The following is a 16,607-nucleotide window of genomic DNA, read 5'->3' as shown; positions in this document are numbered from 1 at the left end:
ACCAACAGTGCTTGCCGCAAGCATATTGCTGATTGCGCGGATCGCAAACAAGCAGTCACGCCGGTGGTCGGCTTCGACCTCCGCCCGCTGGCCCGATCATCTATTCCACGACGGCGCCCAACACGTCCAGCGGTGTGGTGATGACGATGTCGGCGGCCGTTCCGATCGTCTGCCCGATGCTGCCGGCGAGCGCGTTGATGCGGCGAACCAGTTCCTGGTCGGCCGAGGGAGGCTCGTCCGAATCGGCCAGCCCCTCGCCGAGAAGCCGTACGAGGAGCGGGTTTTCGGCAAATTTGGCGTGGTTGAGCCTGTCGGGCGAAGAGACATCGGTCACGTCGACGACGATCACGCCGTATTTGGCGAGTTCCGCGGGGTCGATCGACCCGCCCACTCTTGCCTGGTTGCCGGCAAGGAACCGCGACAGGTCCAGCGCCCGGTCGTCGCGCGAGGTCAGCACGAAGAAGCTGCGGTCCGGCACGCCGTAACGGCGCATCTGCGTCTTGAACACGTCCACGTCGATATCCGGCGAGGCGAGCACCACGTCGGCGAGCTTCCCGCCCAGATCGCGGTTGCCGGTGATCGCGAGCTGGCGCAGGGCCTCCATCGTCACCCAGGTGCCCATGGAATGGGCCACGATGTCGATGCGCCGCGCGCCGGAGCGGGCGACGAGCCGAAGCAGGTCCTCGAGCGCGTCGCGGCTCGCCGTGGCGCTGTTGTTGTCGTAGATGTAGTCGACCAGCCGGCCCGCCGACGGCCAGGTGAAGAGGATCGGCGCGCCTTTGTAGCCGGCGTCATGGACGATCTGGGTCATCCGGTAGACTGCGCTGTCGAAGCCGGTATTGAAGCCGTGCACGAAAACGAGGGCGCGCCCTCCATTCTCCTCGATGTTCTTGCTGATCGCCCGGCTGAAGGCCTGGCTGTCCGCATAGATGCCGAGCCGGCGCGCCGCGAAATACCGGGCTGGATCCGCCACCTTGGGCGAGGGGGACCGCTCCAGCTTCCCGGTCTCGTGGACAGCGGGCACCGTCATGTCCACGAACGCGAAGGTCGTGGCCAAAGCCCGGTTGCCGGAGAAGACGACTCCGGGCCTGGGGGTCTCCGCACGGGTGGTCGCCACGAGGATGCGATGCTTTCCGGCGATCTGGGACTGGGAGGCGGGCGCGATGGTCTGGGCGATCAGGCGATGGCTCTCCTGATGCATGCAGCCTGCGGGCAGCAGGAGAAGCAGGAGCATCAGGATCCGCGATCCGACAGGATGGAGCAGCATGTCAGGTCGAGCCCGTGATTCGTTTCACCTGACGATAGGCCATCCGAAACCTTATGCGAACAGGACGGCGGCGGCTATTCCTTCGCCTGTCTTCCCGAGATCCGGTCGATGGAGATCCGGAAAAAGACGTTCGCGCCATATTCGGAAAGGGGCGGCGTCACCGGTTTGAGCCCGCCGGGTTCCCACCAGTTCGCATAGCGAATGGCTCCCGATCGCTCCGGTCCGCATGCCGCAGCACCCGTTCAGTGCCCCGCCATCTGCTGCTTGCGGTCGAGCAGTCGTCGGGCTGCGGCGCTGAAAGCCTCATGGACGGCGAGGCTGATATTGTCGGCAGCCGCGCCTCTTCCGATCAGGCGTGCCAGGTCGATGTCCTGTCCGGGAACGTGCAGGTTGACATGAACCTTGAACGCCCGTCCGGAAATCCTCTTCCTCGCCGCAGCCTCGATCACCACTTCGCAGTCCACGATCCGGTCGAAGCGCTTTTCCAGTTCCTTCATGCGGCGCAATACATGCGCCTCGACCGCTTCCGACGGTTCCATGTTGCGGAAGGTGATTTTCAGCGGCTTCTGCATGTTCGACGACCTCGCGACGAAGAGACAATGTCGAAGTCAGTCTATCGATCCATGACGACGGGATATTGACGGAAGTCAAGCCCGGATGCAGGTGCTGCCGGTTCCGCGCTGAACGCCTGCCGCCGGTCGAGCGCGCCGTGCAGCGCGCCGCGCCTCACGAGAAAGGTGTTTCGGGGGCATCGCCTGAACTGGCGGTCCCACCGGCCGCCCGGTTGCCCGTGCGCGCGGCGATGAAGGCCTCGAGATTGTCCTCCGGGCTTCCCGCCGTCCTGATCAGGAGGCCGCGCGCGGTGAGTTCCAGCTTCTCCCGCCAGGTGAGGATGTCGCCGACACGGGTGGGAATCAGCGCCTTCACGAGGCCCCGTGCCCGGGCGCGCCGGTCGTAGCGGAAGCGGTCCGTGTCGAGGAATATGCGGCGCCGGTTCTCACCGGCAAGGCGCCAGGTCTCGCGCTGGAGGAGCTGTATGCCGCGCTTGAGGTCCAGTTCGCGGCGCAGATAGGAGGCGCGGTCGCCCAGGTCCCGCGTGGTCTGCTCACCGTTCTGCGCCCATACGGCAAGCGGCTTCATCGCCACGTAGATGTCTTCGATGATCGTGAAGGTGCGCATATATTCCTGCAGCGTGGCATTGCAGGGATAACCGATTTCGAGGTCGCTCCCAGCCGATTTGGACCAGAAGAGGCCGCCGTTGGAAACGCCGATGCCGGGAATGAGCGACAGCCGGAACAGGTCGGGCTCGTAGCGGCCTTCCACCAGGCACCTGTCCAGGATGCCGAAATCGCTCAGGTAAGCCTCGGGCGTGCCGCTCTTGTATTCCATGAGCTGATTGCGCAGGACGATCTCGACGCCCTCCCGCTCGCAGAGCGCGATGTTTTCCTCCATGAATTCCGGCAGGATGAAATTGTCGTCCTCGGCGACGCAGAAATAGTCGGCCTTGCGCGGGTTCCGGCGCGAGAAGCACTGGTCGATATTGGGCGAGGCGAATTTCTGCGGCCGGTTGCGATTGTAGAAGATGCGCCGATCGCCGAGTTCGTCGCAGACTGCCTTGGCCGAGCCCTGCGGGTCGTCGTCATAGACGTCGCACACCCAGTTCTGCCAGGTCTGCGCCTGCAGTGTCCGGAGACAGCGGCGCAGGGCGTCCGGCCGCTTGTAGGTCGGCGTGCGAACCTGAACGAGTGCCGTCTGCTTCTCCGACATCGAGCGTCTCCGTTGCATTGTCGAACCGTCTTCCACGGGGCTAGGCATTTGCGGCTCTGGAGCGCGTCCTCCTCGCAGGCTTTGCCGGGGCGTGCTCTTTCCTGACCAGAAGCCGGTATCCGGGGCAGAAGGGCAGCGTCTCGAGGGCGGGGGCGTGCGGCAGCAGCGCCTCGGCGATCACGAGCCGGCTCCCCGCCTCCGGCCATTCCAGAATCCGGTCGAGTTCTTCCGGCCGGTCCACCACCGTGGCCATGATCCGCTTCCTCGGCAGGAAGCCCGTGGCGTGGAGCCCGGCGAGGCCGTGGCAGACGACCTGCATGTCCGATTGCATGGCCATGGCGGCGAACCGAAGATGCAGCGCGCGGCTCGCCCCGTCGGAAGGGCTGCGGCTTGGCGGCGGCTCGTAAGGGGGCACCTCCGCGATCTCTACATCGAGGTCGATGCCCGACGCGGCGTGAAGCGCGCGCGCCTCCTGCGGCGGATGCGCCGCGTCGTGGAAGGCAACCGCGCCGGCTGCCTGCATCGCAGGGCGCTTCCGTTTGAAGCGCGCTTCCAGGTTTTCCGCGACGGAGCGCGCGAGCGGCCGCACAAGGCCGGGACTGGCGGCCAGCTGCCTCAAGGCGCGGGTCATCCGCCGCTCCTTGATCGAAAGTACGAGGTGCTCGAAGGAGAGCAACGCACGGAGCGCGGCCATTCTGTCTTCCAGCAAGCCCTCGATGTCGGGTGGAAAGCGTCCGCAAGTCGCCGTCAGCTTCTGCTGGTTGGCGATCATGGCAAGAACCGTGCCCTCGGAGAGCCTGTGCGAGATCGACTGTGCATGACGCCTGTAGAGATAGAGCAATTCCGGGGTGATGAAGAAGCGCCCGCCTGCAAGGAGGAAGCGCAGGAGGAAATCATAGTCCTCGCCGATGCGGACGGCTTCGTCATAGCGCAAGCCCGCGAGCTTCTCTCTTTTCAGGAGCGGCTTGACATAACCGAGCGGGGGGAGACCGTTTCCCGACGTGTTGCTTCGGATGAACCGGGCAGGGGTGATCTGCTGGGGGCCGGCCTTCGCGGTCTCGCCGAGGAGGGTTCCGCCGGGGCCGGCATCCGAGAAGAAGAGCAGGTCGTCGGCGATCCCGTCGGCTCCGAGCTGCGTGGCGGCCGCGATCAGCATCTCGAAACGCTCGGGATGGATGATATCGTCTGAATCGACGATGGCGATCCAGACGCCACGCGCGGCCTCCAGCGCCCGGTTGCGGGCGGAGGCGGGGCCGCTGTTCTTATCCGTCGTAATCAGCTGGACCCTCGGATCCCGCTCCATGTATCGCCGCACCACATCCGCGCTCTCGTCCGGCGAGGCATCGTCGGAGACGATCACTTCAAGGTCGCGCACCGTCTGTGCCAGGACGGAGTCCAGTGCCGCAGGCAAATGTTCGGCGCTGCGATAATTCGCCATGATCACCGAAACGAGCGGCTCGGACTCGCGTCCCGGTTTGGCGCCGGTCACGACTCGGTCCTCCTTCCGGCCGGCGCATCGCCGGATGCCACCATGCGCCGGGGCGAGATCGGTCTGGGCATCATTGGCGCCGTCCCCACATCCGACGATCAGGATAACGCGTTTTTGCTGCAGTGCAACACAAATTCACCCGCAACGCCACACCGTACTTGCATCAGGCAGAAGAGAGAAGGGAAAACGGCGCAACCTTGAGTAGTTTCGCCAATGATAACCGTATCGACATGATATATTATAAAGATGCATCGCCATGTGAAGTCTCTATCGAGATCACATTATTCGAACGTCGTTTATATAAATTTCGAAACACCATACGATATTTTCCATAGGCAAAATTTTACGGGTTGCCTGCCCCGAAACATGGTGCCATTCTATATTGCGTTGCAGCATTTTGGATGTTCCTCCGAATGCGCGAACCCGAAGCGGTATCCTTGCGGAAAGGTGAGGCCTCGATATGGCGAAAAACTGTCCCCCAACTCCTCTTGTGGTGATCGCAGCACTTCTGGCGGCGGGAAGCCTGGGCACGGCTGTCCCGGCTTCGGCTCAATCGACGGGGACATCCTTCTTCGAGGATTTCGACACCTTCAGCCGAACACGGTGGTATGTTTCGGACGGCTGGTCCAACGGCGCGTGGCAAAACTGTACATGGTCGAAGAACCAGGTGAGCCTGTCGAATGGCATCGTGACGCTTGGATTCGAAAAGAGGCCCTACAACAACCGCCAGTACTCCTGCGCCGAAATCCAGACCACGGCGCGTTTCGGCTACGGCGTCTACGAGGCGCGGATGAAGACGGACGAGGGTTCGGGCATCAATGCGGCCTTCTTCAGCTACACGAATTCCCCCCATGACGAGATTGATTTCGAGGTGCTGGCGAAGGACACTTCGAAGGTGAGCCTCAACACCTACGTCTCCGGAAAGCCGAACCACGGCACGACCGTGGACGTGCCGGGCGGCACGACGCAATTCAACCATTATGCCTTCGTATGGGAGGAAGGACGGCTGCGCTGGTACGTCAACGGCAAGCTGGTTCACGAGGCAACGGGGAGCGACCTGCCGACCCATCCCCAGAAGCTGATGCTCAGCCATTGGGGCAGCGACACGTTCACCGAGTGGATGGGCCCTTTCGAGGATCCGGGACGGAAGCTGATCATGGAGGTGGATTGGGTTGCGTATACGGCACCCGGAGAATCGTGCCAGTTTCCCGAATCCGTTGCCTGCGCCCTGAACTGATGCCTCGCCCGGGTGCGGTGGCGGGTAGCTGAAAAGAGGACGAAGCGTGCTCGCCGACGGAGAGCAAAAGCCTCAGGACGGTTCTTCTTTCGGGCATCTGCGCGCGGGGAGGGCGCGGGCTGCCGTGCGCGGGGTCATCTGGGCAGGGCTGAACGGCTTCGCTCCCGCGGTCGTGGCGGCGGGCGTCTTCACCCTGACCTCTCGCTATCTGACACCGGCCGAATACGGCCTCGTGATGCTCGCCGCCAGCATCTCCTTCTTTGCCTCGGCCATCGCGCCGGCGGGCTTCGGCGACGCACTGATCCAGCGGCAGGACGTGGCGAAAAGGCATGTGGACGCGGTGTTCTGGCTCTGCATCGGCACTGCGCTCGCGATCTATGGCGGGCTCCTGCTGCTGACGCCGCTGCTTGCGAAATTCCTAGGCCAGGCCGGCCTCTTGACGCTCATTCCCGTCGTCGGCCTGCGCGTTATCTTCGACCAGGCCGCCATTGTTCCGGGCTCCCTGCTCGCGCGGTCTATGTCGTTCGACAAGATCGCACTGCGCACCACCGTCGCCTCGCTTGTCTCGGCGGCCGTCTGCGTGCCGCTGCTCCTCATGGGCTACGGCGTCTGGGCGTTGGCGCTCTCCTTCGTCGCGGGTTCCATCGCCACCTTCCTGGCGTCGTTTCTGTCGGTCACCTGGAGACCGGCCCTGAGCTTCAGCCTGAAATCGCTGCGCGAAGTCGCCCGCTATGGCGCCTTCGCCTCCGGCACCCGCACGGTCCAGCTGCTCAACGTGGATCAACTGCTGATCGGCTGGCTGATGGGCACCGCGCCGCTCGGCATCTTCGGATTCGCGCGGCGCATCTACCAGATCCTCAACGACCTGATCGCGGGCGCGTTGCGGGCCGTCTCCTTCACCATGCTCTCCTCGCTGCAGACGGAGCACGAAAAGCTGAAGGAGACCTATCTTTTCGCCACCTTCGCATCGTCAGCCTTTTCCTTCCCGGTTTTCGTCGGTCTCGCGCTCATCGCCGGCGATCTCGTGCCGCTCGTCTTCGGCAGCCATTGGGCGGAGGCGGTTCCGGCGCTGCAGGCCTTCTGCGCCATAGGTCTGTTGAGCTGCATCGGCGTCCTGCAGTCGTCGCTGATCACCAGCCAGGGGAAGGTCGGCTGGTGGATGAGCTATCAGGCCGCGCAACAGATCCTCTCGGCGGTGGTGGTCCTGGCGCTCTTTCGTTTCGGCATCACGACGGTGGTCGTCGCCATGGCGGTGAAGACGTTGCTCGCCTGGCCCGTTTCGGTGGGACTTACATTGCGCATCCTGCGGCTTGGCGCATTCGCCTATGCCCGCCAGTTCGTGGCGCCGACCGTGGCCTCCCTCCTGATGGTCGCGGGCGTTCTTGCCGTGCGCTACACGATGCCGGAAACCCATTCAGTCGTGAATCTGGCGGTGGAAGTGCTCACGGGGGCCGTCGTCTACGTGGCCGTTCTCCTGGCGATGGTGGGCCGGCGGCTGCTGCGCATGCGTGATCTGATCATGAAGAGAGGTGCCGTTCCCTCATGAAGCTTGTTTATTTCCGTGGCCATGTGCCGAATTTCGGCGACGAACTGAACACCTATATGTGGCAGCATCTGCTGCCCGCGAACTTCCTCGACGAGGATGAGAGCGAGCTTTTCATCGGCATCGGCTCCATTCTCTGGGATACGTTTCCCCGGACCGCGCGGAAATATGTGATGGGCTCCGGCTATGCCGGTTACACCGGCCTGCCGGATGTGCATGACGGGACCTGGGACATCGTCTTCGTGCGCGGGCCGCAGACGGCGCGTTTGCTGGGCATCGCCCCGGAAAAGGCAATCTGCGATTCGGCCGTTCTCCTGCGGGCGCTCCAGCTTCCCGCACCGGCGCCGGCCTTCGATGTCGGTTTCATGCCCCATTTTGAGAGCCTCGACCGCGGCCTGTGGGAAGAGGCCTGCAAACTCGCCGGAATTTCCCTGATCGACCCGCGCGACGATGTCGAGAAGGTCATCTCGCAGATACGCGGCGCCCGCATGATCATCACGGAAGCCATGCACGGCGCGATCGTCGCCGACGCCCTGCGCACACCGTGGGTGGCCGTGAAACCGATCAATCCCAGCCATCGGGCCAAGTGGCAGGATTGGTCCGGCGCGCTCTCCCACGAGGTGCGCTTCAGCGATCTTCTTCCCTCAAGCCTGGTGGAGTTCTATATCGGGATGACCGGTGGTCGCAGGGGCGCTGCGAACGGCCGGGTAGGGCGCCTGGGCAGAAGTGCCTTGGCGCGCCCGCTGAACAAGCTCTTCACCCATCGCGCCGCCGCGCATCTGCAGCGGATGGCCAGGACCGAGCCGCAACTGAGCAGGGACGAGCATGTCTCCGGTGTGACCGAGCGCGCCCTGGCGGCGCTCGACGGCTTCGTGCGCTCGCGCCAGCTCAGTTCGACCTCTTTGCACCTCGAGCGTGCGCGCGCGCCGTATAGATGAAGGCGCAGAAGACGATGATCGAGGTGATGCTGAACTGGAAGAACACCGCCACCTCGACGAAGCTGCCGCACACGACCAGCGTCAGGAAGGACGCCAGGAAGGCGCTCTCGGGCGAGGGGGCCCGAAACGCCAGAACATAGCTCCTGACAAGCGCGCCGTAGAGGATCAGGACCTGGATGGCGAGGCCGATGAAGCCGATCTCGACGGCGTTGTTCACATAGGTGTTGTGGAAGTTGAAGCCGGCGCGGGCCTGGATCCCGAACGTCGCCCATAGCAACTCCGCCGGCGGATAGCCCTGCACCCAGAAGGCCTGGTAGCCGAGGCCGAGCCACGGATGCTCGCGGATGAACCGCATCGCGAAATCCCAGAGTTCCGTCCGCCCCGTCAGTGTGACGTCCTTGCCCGAGGCGTCGAGCAGGTTCTGGAACAGCAGATCCGAATATTGCAGCGCGAGTATGAGGGCGGCGACACCCATGCAGATCACAAGGCTGCCCGTGAAAAACTTCTGCCAGTGGCTGAGGCGTCGGCTGAAGATGACGGCGAAGGCCATGGCGGAGGCCGGGATGACGAAAATGATCGCCCCCGTCGACTGGGCCTTCATCAGGAGGGGCCCGGCCGCCGCGACGCCCGCCAGGGCGGCAAGCCGCATCGCGCGTGGAGCCGTGCGGTCGAAGAGCACGGCGATCGAGGTGAGTGCGAACGCACAGATCACCGCGGCGAAGGCGTTCTTGCTGCCGAACAGCCCCACCCACGCGCCGATATCGTCGCGCACATGGCCGAAGAGCACGCTGCCGGCGACGCCGATTCCATAGATGATGAAAAGGCTGCGCAGGAACGTGGTAAGCGATATCCGGTTGGCGATGACGACGGCGATCGCCATGGTGATGGCGAACTGTACCGAATAGCGCAGCGTGAGGGTGGGAAACTGCGACCACAGGACGGACAGGATGCAGAAGGCCGGAAGGATCAGGAGATACCAGTAATGCAGCACCGCCTGCAGGCTGGCGGTCGGCCTGGAGGCGATGAGCAGCCCGCCGAGACAGAGGAACAGAAGGGCCGCAAACGACCCGAACACCGCCTCGAAGATAAGGACGGCCATTGTGGCGAAGCTCAGGCTGGCGGCGACGCCGATCCTGAATCCGCCTCCCTCCTGGCTGGAGGCGGCCTGCGGCTGCGACAGGCCTAGCGCCGACATCGATATGCCCGGCCATCTTCCCCGCGCGGCATCACGGACTCACTGGCCCACGGAAGACTGCAGAGGCGCAGGCAGTTCCTGCCTCACCTTCACGACATCGCCCGGCCATACGGCCGAATTCTCGTCGGCGAGGATCGCTGTCGGCTTGCCGTTGACGCTGCGCACGATGGTGATCGTCGGTTCCGGCAGGTCGTTTCCCGCCGCAGCCGCCGGCGCTTGCGCCAAGGCCTCCGACATCAGCTTGCGCTGCGTCTGCAGTTCGATCTCGTTCTCGATCAGCTTGGCCTCCACTTCCTGCCGCTCCACGGCCAGTTCCGAGGTGGCGGTGTTCTGGAGCTCGATGGCGTCCTGGTCCGCCTTGCTGATGTCCTGGCGCGCAGTCAGGATCGCCGTCTCGAAATCGAGCAGCTTGCTTTCCATGTCGGCGATGTTGCGCTCCGAGGTAAGCACCCGCGTGTTGACCACGAGGCCTTTTTCCGCAAGCGACCCGACACCCTCCAGTTCCTCCTTGGCAAGCTCCACCTGCCGCGTCTGCGTGGCCACTTTCTTTTCGAGCGAGGCGATCTCCTGCTGGAGCAGTTCCTTGAGATCGTCGAGCGCTTGAAGCTGGAGTGTCAGCTTCTTCTGCCGGGTGTCGAGGATGGCCTTCTCTTCGGCCAGGATGCTCGGCAGCTTCGGATCGGAAGCGATTTCGTCGGGCACCTTGATCTCGGACTTGTCCTGCTGTTCCGCCTCGATCCGTGCCCGCTTCACGAGCAGGCGCAGCCGTTCGTCGGCAAGCGCTTCCGCGCTTCCCTGCGCGCTGATCAGGTCGCGCTCGGCCCGGCTGCCGGTCGAATCGCGCCGCAGCCCGCCTGCGATGCTGATCGCCTTCACCACCGTCAGATCCGGCACGAAGGGGTATTGCCCGGGCGTTTGCACGTCTCCGGCCATGTAGAACGGCCTGTACTCGGCCAGTTCCACCGCCGCTTCCGGCTTGTCGGCCAGGCCGAACTTTTCCTGCAGCGTGGTCTCGATGGTCTCGGATATCTCTTCGGTGGTCTTGCCCGTGGCCTGCAACGCGCCCACGAAGGGGAGGGACAGCTTGCCGGACGCGCTGATCGTGTACTGGCCGCTGACGGCCGACCATTCACGGAACGCGCCCTCCACCGTCTGCCATTCCACGACACGGATGCTGAGCTTGTCCTGGCTTCCGAGGCGGTATTCCTGGTCCTGGGCGGCGGCGGAAGACGCCGTAAAGGCGCAGAGCATGGCGAGAAGCAGCGCCTTCACGGGAAAGCCGCGCATGAAAGGGTGATTGGAACGTGGCAAGGATCGCTGTCCTCTCCTGAATCGGGAACCCGGGCAGAGCCCGGGTCGTTTGCAGCCCCCACGGCCGGCAGGCGATTTGTATGCCCGCTCCCCCGGCTTCAGTAGCTTCCCCGTGACAGGCATACGGCCGGCACGGTCTTTGCGATGATGCGGATGTCCTGCGCCAGCGACCAGGTCTCGACATAGTGGCGGTCGAAGGCCACCCGCGTTGCGTAGGATACGTCGTTGCGCCCGCTGACCTGCCACAGACCGGTCAGGCCGGGGCGGGACTTGAGATAGAACACGGCGGCATTCCCGTATCTCTCCAGCTCTTCCTGGACGACGGGTCGAGGGCCGACGATGCTCATGTCGCCCGCCAAGATATTCAGGATCTGGGGCAATTCGTCGAGGCTCAGCTTCCGCAGGACCGCACCCACTCTCGTGACGCGCGGGTCGTGCTTGAGCTTGCACGTGGTCTCCCATTCCGCGCGGGCTTGCGGATTGTCGCACAGATAGGCCGCGAGCACGAGATCGCCGTCCTGGCGCATGGTCCGGAATTTCAGGCAGCGGAAGGAGCGGCCGCCCCGTCCTATTCTGGGATGCCCGTAGAATACCGTCCCACCATCGGACAGTTTCACCAGTGCCGCCACGAGCAGGAACAGCGGACTGAGAAGGATGAGCCCGCAGGCGGCTCCGACGACATCGAACCCGCGTTTCAAAACGCCCCCCAGAGGGGGCGAGAGGTCGACATTCGTGTCTACAGTGCTGAAGTTCACAGACTTGGCCATTTCCCGCATGAAACGCCCCATCCGGCAACAGATCAGATGACGCTACGTTAGCAAATTTATGGTGCGCTGCAATATGACTTATTTGGGGAATGCGAATATTTTTTCGCTCAATTAATAATCACAAACTGCACAAAAAGTGATCTTTGTGATAGATTTGTGAAACGTGCTAATCTGAGGTTGCGGTTCGATTAGCGAAGCTGACCTGCAAATGTCTGTCCTGGTCATTGTCACATCTGTGTAATATTCTGTTATGAACGGCGAGGTCGATTGAATAGATGGATAACTGTACCGAATTTGGTTTGTTCTTCGGTTGCAGTTCAAGGATCACCATTGGCCCTGCTCCAAAGCTCCGTCGGATATCTTGCATTGCAGCATGGTTTTTTCGGTCCGTTTGAAAGCCGATTGGCTTGCCTATGACTTGCCGCGTCTGTCCCGCACCTATATATTTCAAAGGATAACGGCCATCGGGCAGGCCGAGGATATTGGTGGGGAAGGCTGACGCCAAGGTGTCTCGTTTTCGGACGAATGCTGCTCTTGCGCGAAACCTTCAAGGCTTGGATATGTCACTGCCGAAGTTTATGATTGGCATGCTTTTCGTCATCCTCGTGGTGGCGCTTTGGTCGGTGATGGATGCAGCTCCGCTGGGCACGGTGATCTTGCGCGCCGTCCTTTGTGCGGTCGTCCTGCAGATCGGCTACTTCCTTTATGTGCTCGCTATGGTAGCGAGGCCATCGCGCAGGCCGCGGACGTCCGGCGCGGCGGGATCCGCTTCATCAGGTGACGGACCGCCGGCCAAGGAAATCTCCGTCGAGCGCCCACTGTCCCGTTGATTGCTGCGAATTCCGGGCTGCGCCTCGGATGTTTCCCACCTTTTGCTGTTGTTCCACCCGGCTGTAGTGACCGTTTGTAAACTGATTTATCTCACTTTTGCATTTCGTAACGAAACATAAGTTTCGAAGCGACAGTATTGCAAAACGCCACCAAATGTAGGCCCCAATATATACTAACGCATTCCGGCCTACCCTTTTTGAAGGTGAGGCTGGGATTGTGCGGTGCACACTTGGCCCGGCTGCGGGCTTGACCGGACCGGCGCGTCTGCGTTGTGCGGCGTGCAGTGATCGGTGGCCTGGCGGGTGCCGGGCCGTTGTGCGGGAGGATGTCGGGGCGCTATATTCCCGCATGGGATGGCGGTTCCGGCGCGAACAGGCCGTCGTCTCCTGACCGGGGCCGCCGGCGCGTCGTCCTCAAGGTGAACGGAGACAGGAATTGGCTTCACTTTTCGGTTTCAGGACCCGCAGTCCCGATCGGGATCGCGACACGGATCGCGAGCGGCATATGCGGCTGGACGGGGTGATGCAGGAGATCGCCTTGCAGATGCTCGCCGAGCGGACCGGTCTTGAGAGGCGGTACAGGGAATCGTCAGCGAATGCCGGGTTCCTGGTGGATGCGATGGACAATGACGAAGCCGCATCCGGCTCCAGCGCGCGCCTGGATGCCATGACAGACGACCTCATCAACTGCGAGCGGCGCCTGGCCGCGCTCTCGCGTCAGATGGCCCTGATGGAGGATCTTCGCCGACAGGCGCAAGACCTGGTCGAGGAGGACCGGCAGGCCCCGCCCGCCAAGCGGAAGGCAAAAGGGGCCGTCTGAGGCGCCTGCGCCGGTGTCAAATAACTGCCAAGTCCGGGTCACCGTTTGACTGCTTTCGCCCGCAGAAGTTCTGCCTGTCATTTCGCCAAATGACCGCTTTTTTGTGCGTCGCGAAAGAAATCGCGAAAAAATCTACGCAGTGCAGCATGGAAATATTGCGATGCAACACAGGCTGCTGTAGCCTGACCGAGGGGCGGACTAGCCATAGGTATGTCCAATGCTGCATGTGCTTTACCTCGTCTTCAACCTGGCCGACCCGGCGGTTCGCCGCCGTGTCTTGATGTTGAAGGCGGGCGGGGCCAGCGTCACGCTTGCGGGCTTCCGCAGGACGGCGGAGGCTCCCGAGGAGATAGAGGGCATCCGTCCGATCGACCTCGGCGCAAGCCATGACGGCCGGTTTGCGCAGCGCGCGCTCGCGGTGCTGGGCGCCGCAGCGTCCTTGGGCAGGGCGCTCAAGGATACGCCGAAGCCTGATGTGATCGTGGCGCGCAATCTGGAGATGCTGGCGCTTGCCCGGCGGGCGAAGGCTCTTTTCCAGGCGGGCGACATGCCTGTCGCCTATGAAAGCCTCGACATTCACCGCCTGCTTCTGCGCGGCGATGCCGTGGGCGGCGTGCTGCGCGGGCTGGAGCGGTATTTCGCGCGGGACGTGAGCCTCCTCATCACGAGCTCGCCGGCCTTCGTGCGCAACTATTTCGCGGCGCGCGGCCAGGTCGCAGCCCCGGTGGCGCTCGTTGAGAACAAGCATTTCGAACTGCAGCCGGGGGCCGATGGAGAGATCGGGGCGGAACGCGCGGGCCCACCCTGGCGCATCGGATGGTTCGGCGCCCTGCGGTGCAGCCGCTCGCTCCGGATCCTGTCGGCATTCACGCGCGGGGAGGAAGGCCGTTTCGAGGTGACGCTGAGGGGGAGGCCGGCCCTTCGGGAGTTCGAGGATTTCCACGGCACGGCGGCAGCCGAGCCATTTCTGTCCTTCGAGGGGCCGTATCGCAACCCGGAGGATCTCGCCGCGATCTACGGCCCGATTCATTTCTCCTGGGTCATCGATTTTTTCGAGGAGGGGCAGAATTCGCAATGGCTCCTGCCCAACCGCCTCTATGAAGGTTGCCGTTTCGGAGCCGTTCCCGTCGCCATGCGCGGTACGGAGACCGCGCGCTTTCTTGAGGAGCGGAACATCGGCATCGTTCTCCCGGAGCCCACGCCGCAGGCTTTGCGGCAGGCGATCGGCGGTATGGATGCAAAGCGGTACCGCGACTTGCGCCGACAGGTGCTCGCGATCGACCGGGGCACATGGACCTGCAGCCGGCAGGACTGCCTGGACCTTGTTGCAAGGCTCGGCCATCTGGCGGCCGCCCCACCCCACATTGCCGCCGAGGCGCTTGCTTGAGTTCCCGACCCAACGGAGATGAACGGATGACGGATCACTGGCCTCCCTCCTGCCTGATCATCATTCCCTGCCTGAACGAAGCCGCCCATATCGGTCCCCTGCTGGAACTCCTGCAGCCCTCCGCTCGCCGCCTCCATGCCCGGATCGTGGTCGTGGACGGCGGAAGCACCGACGGCACGCCGGAGATCGTGGCGGGCTACGCGCGGGAGAACCCGGCTGTTCTCCTTCTGGAGAACAAGAAGCGGCTGCAGAGCGCGGCGGTGAACCTTGCCGTGAAGCTCCTCGGCGACGGTGTCGATTATTTCATCCGCATCGACGCCCATGGCAAATATCCCGACGATTATTGCGACCGGCTTCTGGAAGAAGCCGTGGCGACGCAGGCGGATTCGGTCGTGGTCTCCATGGAAACGGTCGGGTCGGGCCTCATCCAGCGCGCCGCCGCCGCGGCGCAGAATTCGAAGCTGGGCACCGGCGGCTCCAGGCATCGCCATCACACCAGCGGCGAGTGGATCGATCATGGCCACCACGCGCTGATGCGCATAGCCGCCTTCCGCGCGGTGGGCGGCTACGACGAGAGCTTCAGCCACAACGAGGACGCCGAGCTCGATCACCGCCTGCGGCAGGCGGGCTACCGCATCTGGCTCACGGCCAGGACGCGGATGACCTATTTCCCGCGCTCCACTTTCAGAGGCCTGTACCTGCAATATCTGGGCTACGGCCGGGGCAGGGCGCGCAATATCCTCAAACACCGCGTCGTCCCCAAGCTCAGGCAGACGGCGCCTCTGCTGATCCTGCCCCTGGCGGCCTTGGCCACCTCGTCCTTCCTGCATTGGATCCTGGCCGTTCCATTTCTCTGCTGGGCTGCGACCTGCCTCGTCTACGGCGCGCTCCTCGCCATCAGCGAGCGCGATCCGAAGCTCCTTCTTGCCGGACCCTCGGTCATGATCATGCATTTCGCCTGGTCTTCCGGGTTCTGGCAGCAGCTTCTTGCGGCCGGTTTTCGAAGGAGGGCCGCATGAGCGGGGAGACCGTCGCCAAGGATGGCATCGACATCTGCGTCTGCACGTTCCGCCGCCCCGCCCTGGCGGAAACCCTGCGTTCGCTGGCCGCTCTGAAGCAGCCGGACGGCTACAGAGTGGGCATCATCGTCGCCGACAATGACGAGGAGCCGAGCGCCCGCGAACTCGTCACGAGACTTGTGCAGGAGCTCGATCTGCCTTTGCGCTACGTCCATTGCCCCGCCCGCAACATCTCCATCGCCCGCAACGCGTGCCTGGATGCGAGCCGCGCGCGCTTCATCGCCTTCATCGATGATGACGAGACGGCGACGCCGGACTGGCTGGTGCGGCTCGTCAAGGCCGCCGAAGGCAGCCGCGCCGACGTCGTCCTCGGCCCGGTACGGGCCGGCTACGGCGAGAATGCGCCCGAATGGATGCGCCGCGGCGACTTCCACTCCACCTTTCCGGTCTGGGTGGGCGGCGAAATCCGCACAGGCTACACCTGCAACGTGTTGATGCGCATGGACGCGAAAGCCATTCGCGGCCGCCGCTTCAGCCTCGACCGCGGCCAGAGCGGCGGCGAGGACACCGCGTTCTTCGATGAGGTTCATCAAGCGGGCGGGAGGCTGGTCTATGCGCCGGATGCCTGGACGGAGGAGGTGGTGCCTTCGGACCGCGCCACTTTCGCCTGGCTCCTGCGCAGGCGCTACCGCGTCGGTCAGACGCATGGCCGGCTGATTGCCGGCCGAAAGACGGGCGTGGCCTACCTCGTTGAACTGGTCCTTGTCTGCGCCAAGATCGCCTACTGCTTTGCGATGGCGGGCCTCACCGCACCGTGGCCGACGAGCAGGAATCGCAACATCCTGCGCGGAGTGATGCATGGCGGCGTGCTGAGCGGCCTCATGGGTGCGAGCGAGATCCGCCAGTATGGCGCACCGGCGGAAGAAGGGCGGGGCCATGCGACCTGACCTGCCGCCTTGCTTACCCGAAATCGAACAGCGGCGGGAACGCCGCGACCATTTGGGACGGGGGATCCACCGCGGCCGCCTCGGGACAGG

Annotated in this window: 15 protein-coding genes; 8 read left to right on the top strand and 7 right to left on the bottom strand. The window is 63.7% G+C overall.

Features of this window, described 5'->3' with window-relative positions; translation table 11 throughout:
* Nucleotides 1-100: 100 nt before the first annotated feature.
* The 4 genes from PVE73_RS19120 to PVE73_RS19105 form a co-directional block, all read right to left on the bottom strand.
* Nucleotides 101-1,234, bottom strand: a complete 1,134-nt coding sequence (locus PVE73_RS19120; protein WP_277363763.1) for an alpha/beta hydrolase — start codon at nucleotides 1,232-1,234, stop codon at nucleotides 101-103.
* A 275-nt stretch (nucleotides 1,235-1,509) separates the two neighbouring features.
* The gene (locus PVE73_RS19115) at nucleotides 1,510-1,839 is read right to left on the bottom strand and encodes an HPF/RaiA family ribosome-associated protein (RefSeq protein ID WP_277363762.1); all 330 of its coding nucleotides are present in this window, start codon (nucleotides 1,837-1,839) and stop codon (nucleotides 1,510-1,512) included.
* A gap of 154 nt (nucleotides 1,840-1,993) precedes the next feature.
* Complete coding sequence (locus PVE73_RS19110; protein ID WP_277363761.1) at nucleotides 1,994-3,034, bottom strand: glycosyltransferase family A protein; 1,041 nt, start codon at nucleotides 3,032-3,034, stop codon at nucleotides 1,994-1,996.
* Between the two features lie 40 nt (nucleotides 3,035-3,074).
* Nucleotides 3,075-4,523 carry a glycosyltransferase family 2 protein gene (locus PVE73_RS19105; RefSeq protein WP_277363760.1) on the bottom strand — a complete coding sequence of 483 codons (1,449 nt, stop codon included), beginning with the start codon at nucleotides 4,521-4,523 and terminating at the stop codon, nucleotides 3,075-3,077.
* A 667-nt stretch (nucleotides 4,524-5,190) separates the two neighbouring features.
* Between PVE73_RS19105 and PVE73_RS19100 the strand changes: the two genes are divergently transcribed.
* From PVE73_RS19100 to PVE73_RS19090, 3 genes are read left to right on the top strand one after another with little or no spacing between them, the layout of a single operon-like run.
* Nucleotides 5,191-5,760 carry a family 16 glycosylhydrolase gene (locus tag PVE73_RS19100; protein WP_346772377.1) on the top strand — a complete coding sequence of 190 codons (570 nt, stop codon included), beginning with the start codon at nucleotides 5,191-5,193 and terminating at the stop codon, nucleotides 5,758-5,760.
* 46 nt (nucleotides 5,761-5,806) lie between these two features.
* Nucleotides 5,807-7,306, top strand: coding sequence for a lipopolysaccharide biosynthesis protein (locus tag PVE73_RS19095; RefSeq protein ID WP_277363758.1), 1,500 nt, complete (start codon nucleotides 5,807-5,809; stop codon nucleotides 7,304-7,306).
* Nucleotides 7,303-8,241, top strand: a complete 939-nt coding sequence (locus PVE73_RS19090) for a polysaccharide pyruvyl transferase family protein (RefSeq protein ID WP_277363757.1) — start codon at nucleotides 7,303-7,305, stop codon at nucleotides 8,239-8,241. The genes PVE73_RS19095 and PVE73_RS19090 overlap by 4 nt, the downstream gene beginning before the upstream one ends.
* Here PVE73_RS19090 and PVE73_RS19085 read toward each other — a convergent pair.
* From PVE73_RS19085 to PVE73_RS19075, 3 genes are all read right to left on the bottom strand, one after another.
* A complete protein-coding gene (locus PVE73_RS19085; RefSeq protein ID WP_277363756.1) occupies nucleotides 8,192-9,436 on the bottom strand; it encodes an O-antigen ligase family protein in 1,245 nt (414 codons plus the stop codon). The genes PVE73_RS19090 and PVE73_RS19085 overlap by 50 nt on opposite strands.
* A gap of 39 nt (nucleotides 9,437-9,475) precedes the next feature.
* Nucleotides 9,476-10,747 carry a polysaccharide biosynthesis/export family protein gene (locus tag PVE73_RS19080; RefSeq protein WP_277363755.1) on the bottom strand — a complete coding sequence of 424 codons (1,272 nt, stop codon included), beginning with the start codon at nucleotides 10,745-10,747 and terminating at the stop codon, nucleotides 9,476-9,478.
* 98 nt (nucleotides 10,748-10,845) lie between these two features.
* Nucleotides 10,846-11,514, bottom strand: coding sequence for a sugar transferase (locus tag PVE73_RS19075; protein WP_277367511.1), 669 nt, complete (start codon nucleotides 11,512-11,514; stop codon nucleotides 10,846-10,848).
* A gap of 587 nt (nucleotides 11,515-12,101) precedes the next feature.
* On the opposite strand from PVE73_RS19075, the gene PVE73_RS19070 reads away from it, so the two are divergent.
* The 5 genes from PVE73_RS19070 to PVE73_RS19050 all read left to right on the top strand — a co-directional run bounded on the left by PVE73_RS19070 (nucleotide 12,102) and on the right by PVE73_RS19050 (nucleotide 16,517).
* Nucleotides 12,102-12,344, top strand: a complete 243-nt coding sequence (locus PVE73_RS19070) for an exopolysaccharide production repressor exox (RefSeq protein WP_277363754.1) — start codon at nucleotides 12,102-12,104, stop codon at nucleotides 12,342-12,344.
* A gap of 436 nt (nucleotides 12,345-12,780) precedes the next feature.
* The gene (locus PVE73_RS19065) at nucleotides 12,781-13,164 is read left to right on the top strand and encodes a hypothetical protein (RefSeq protein ID WP_277363753.1); all 384 of its coding nucleotides are present in this window, start codon (nucleotides 12,781-12,783) and stop codon (nucleotides 13,162-13,164) included.
* Nucleotides 13,165-13,381: 217 nt separating this feature from the next.
* Nucleotides 13,382-14,551: a glycosyltransferase gene (locus PVE73_RS19060; protein WP_277363752.1), complete on the top strand. Its 1,170-nt coding sequence runs from the start codon at nucleotides 13,382-13,384 to the stop codon at nucleotides 14,549-14,551.
* 26 nt (nucleotides 14,552-14,577) lie between these two features.
* The gene (locus PVE73_RS19055) at nucleotides 14,578-15,570 is read left to right on the top strand and encodes a glycosyltransferase family 2 protein (protein ID WP_277363751.1); all 993 of its coding nucleotides are present in this window, start codon (nucleotides 14,578-14,580) and stop codon (nucleotides 15,568-15,570) included.
* The gene (locus PVE73_RS19050; RefSeq protein ID WP_277363750.1) at nucleotides 15,567-16,517 is read left to right on the top strand and encodes a glycosyltransferase family 2 protein; all 951 of its coding nucleotides are present in this window, start codon (nucleotides 15,567-15,569) and stop codon (nucleotides 16,515-16,517) included. Before PVE73_RS19055 ends, PVE73_RS19050 begins: the two co-directional genes overlap by 4 nt.
* Nucleotides 16,518-16,607: the final 90 nt, after the last annotated feature.

Origin of the sequence: Chelativorans sp. AA-79 (assembly GCF_029457495.1) — a bacterium.
GTDB lineage: Bacteria > Pseudomonadota > Alphaproteobacteria > Rhizobiales > Rhizobiaceae > Chelativorans.
Note: the sequence above shows the minus strand (reverse complement) of the source record. Positions and strands in the feature narration are given on the sequence as shown.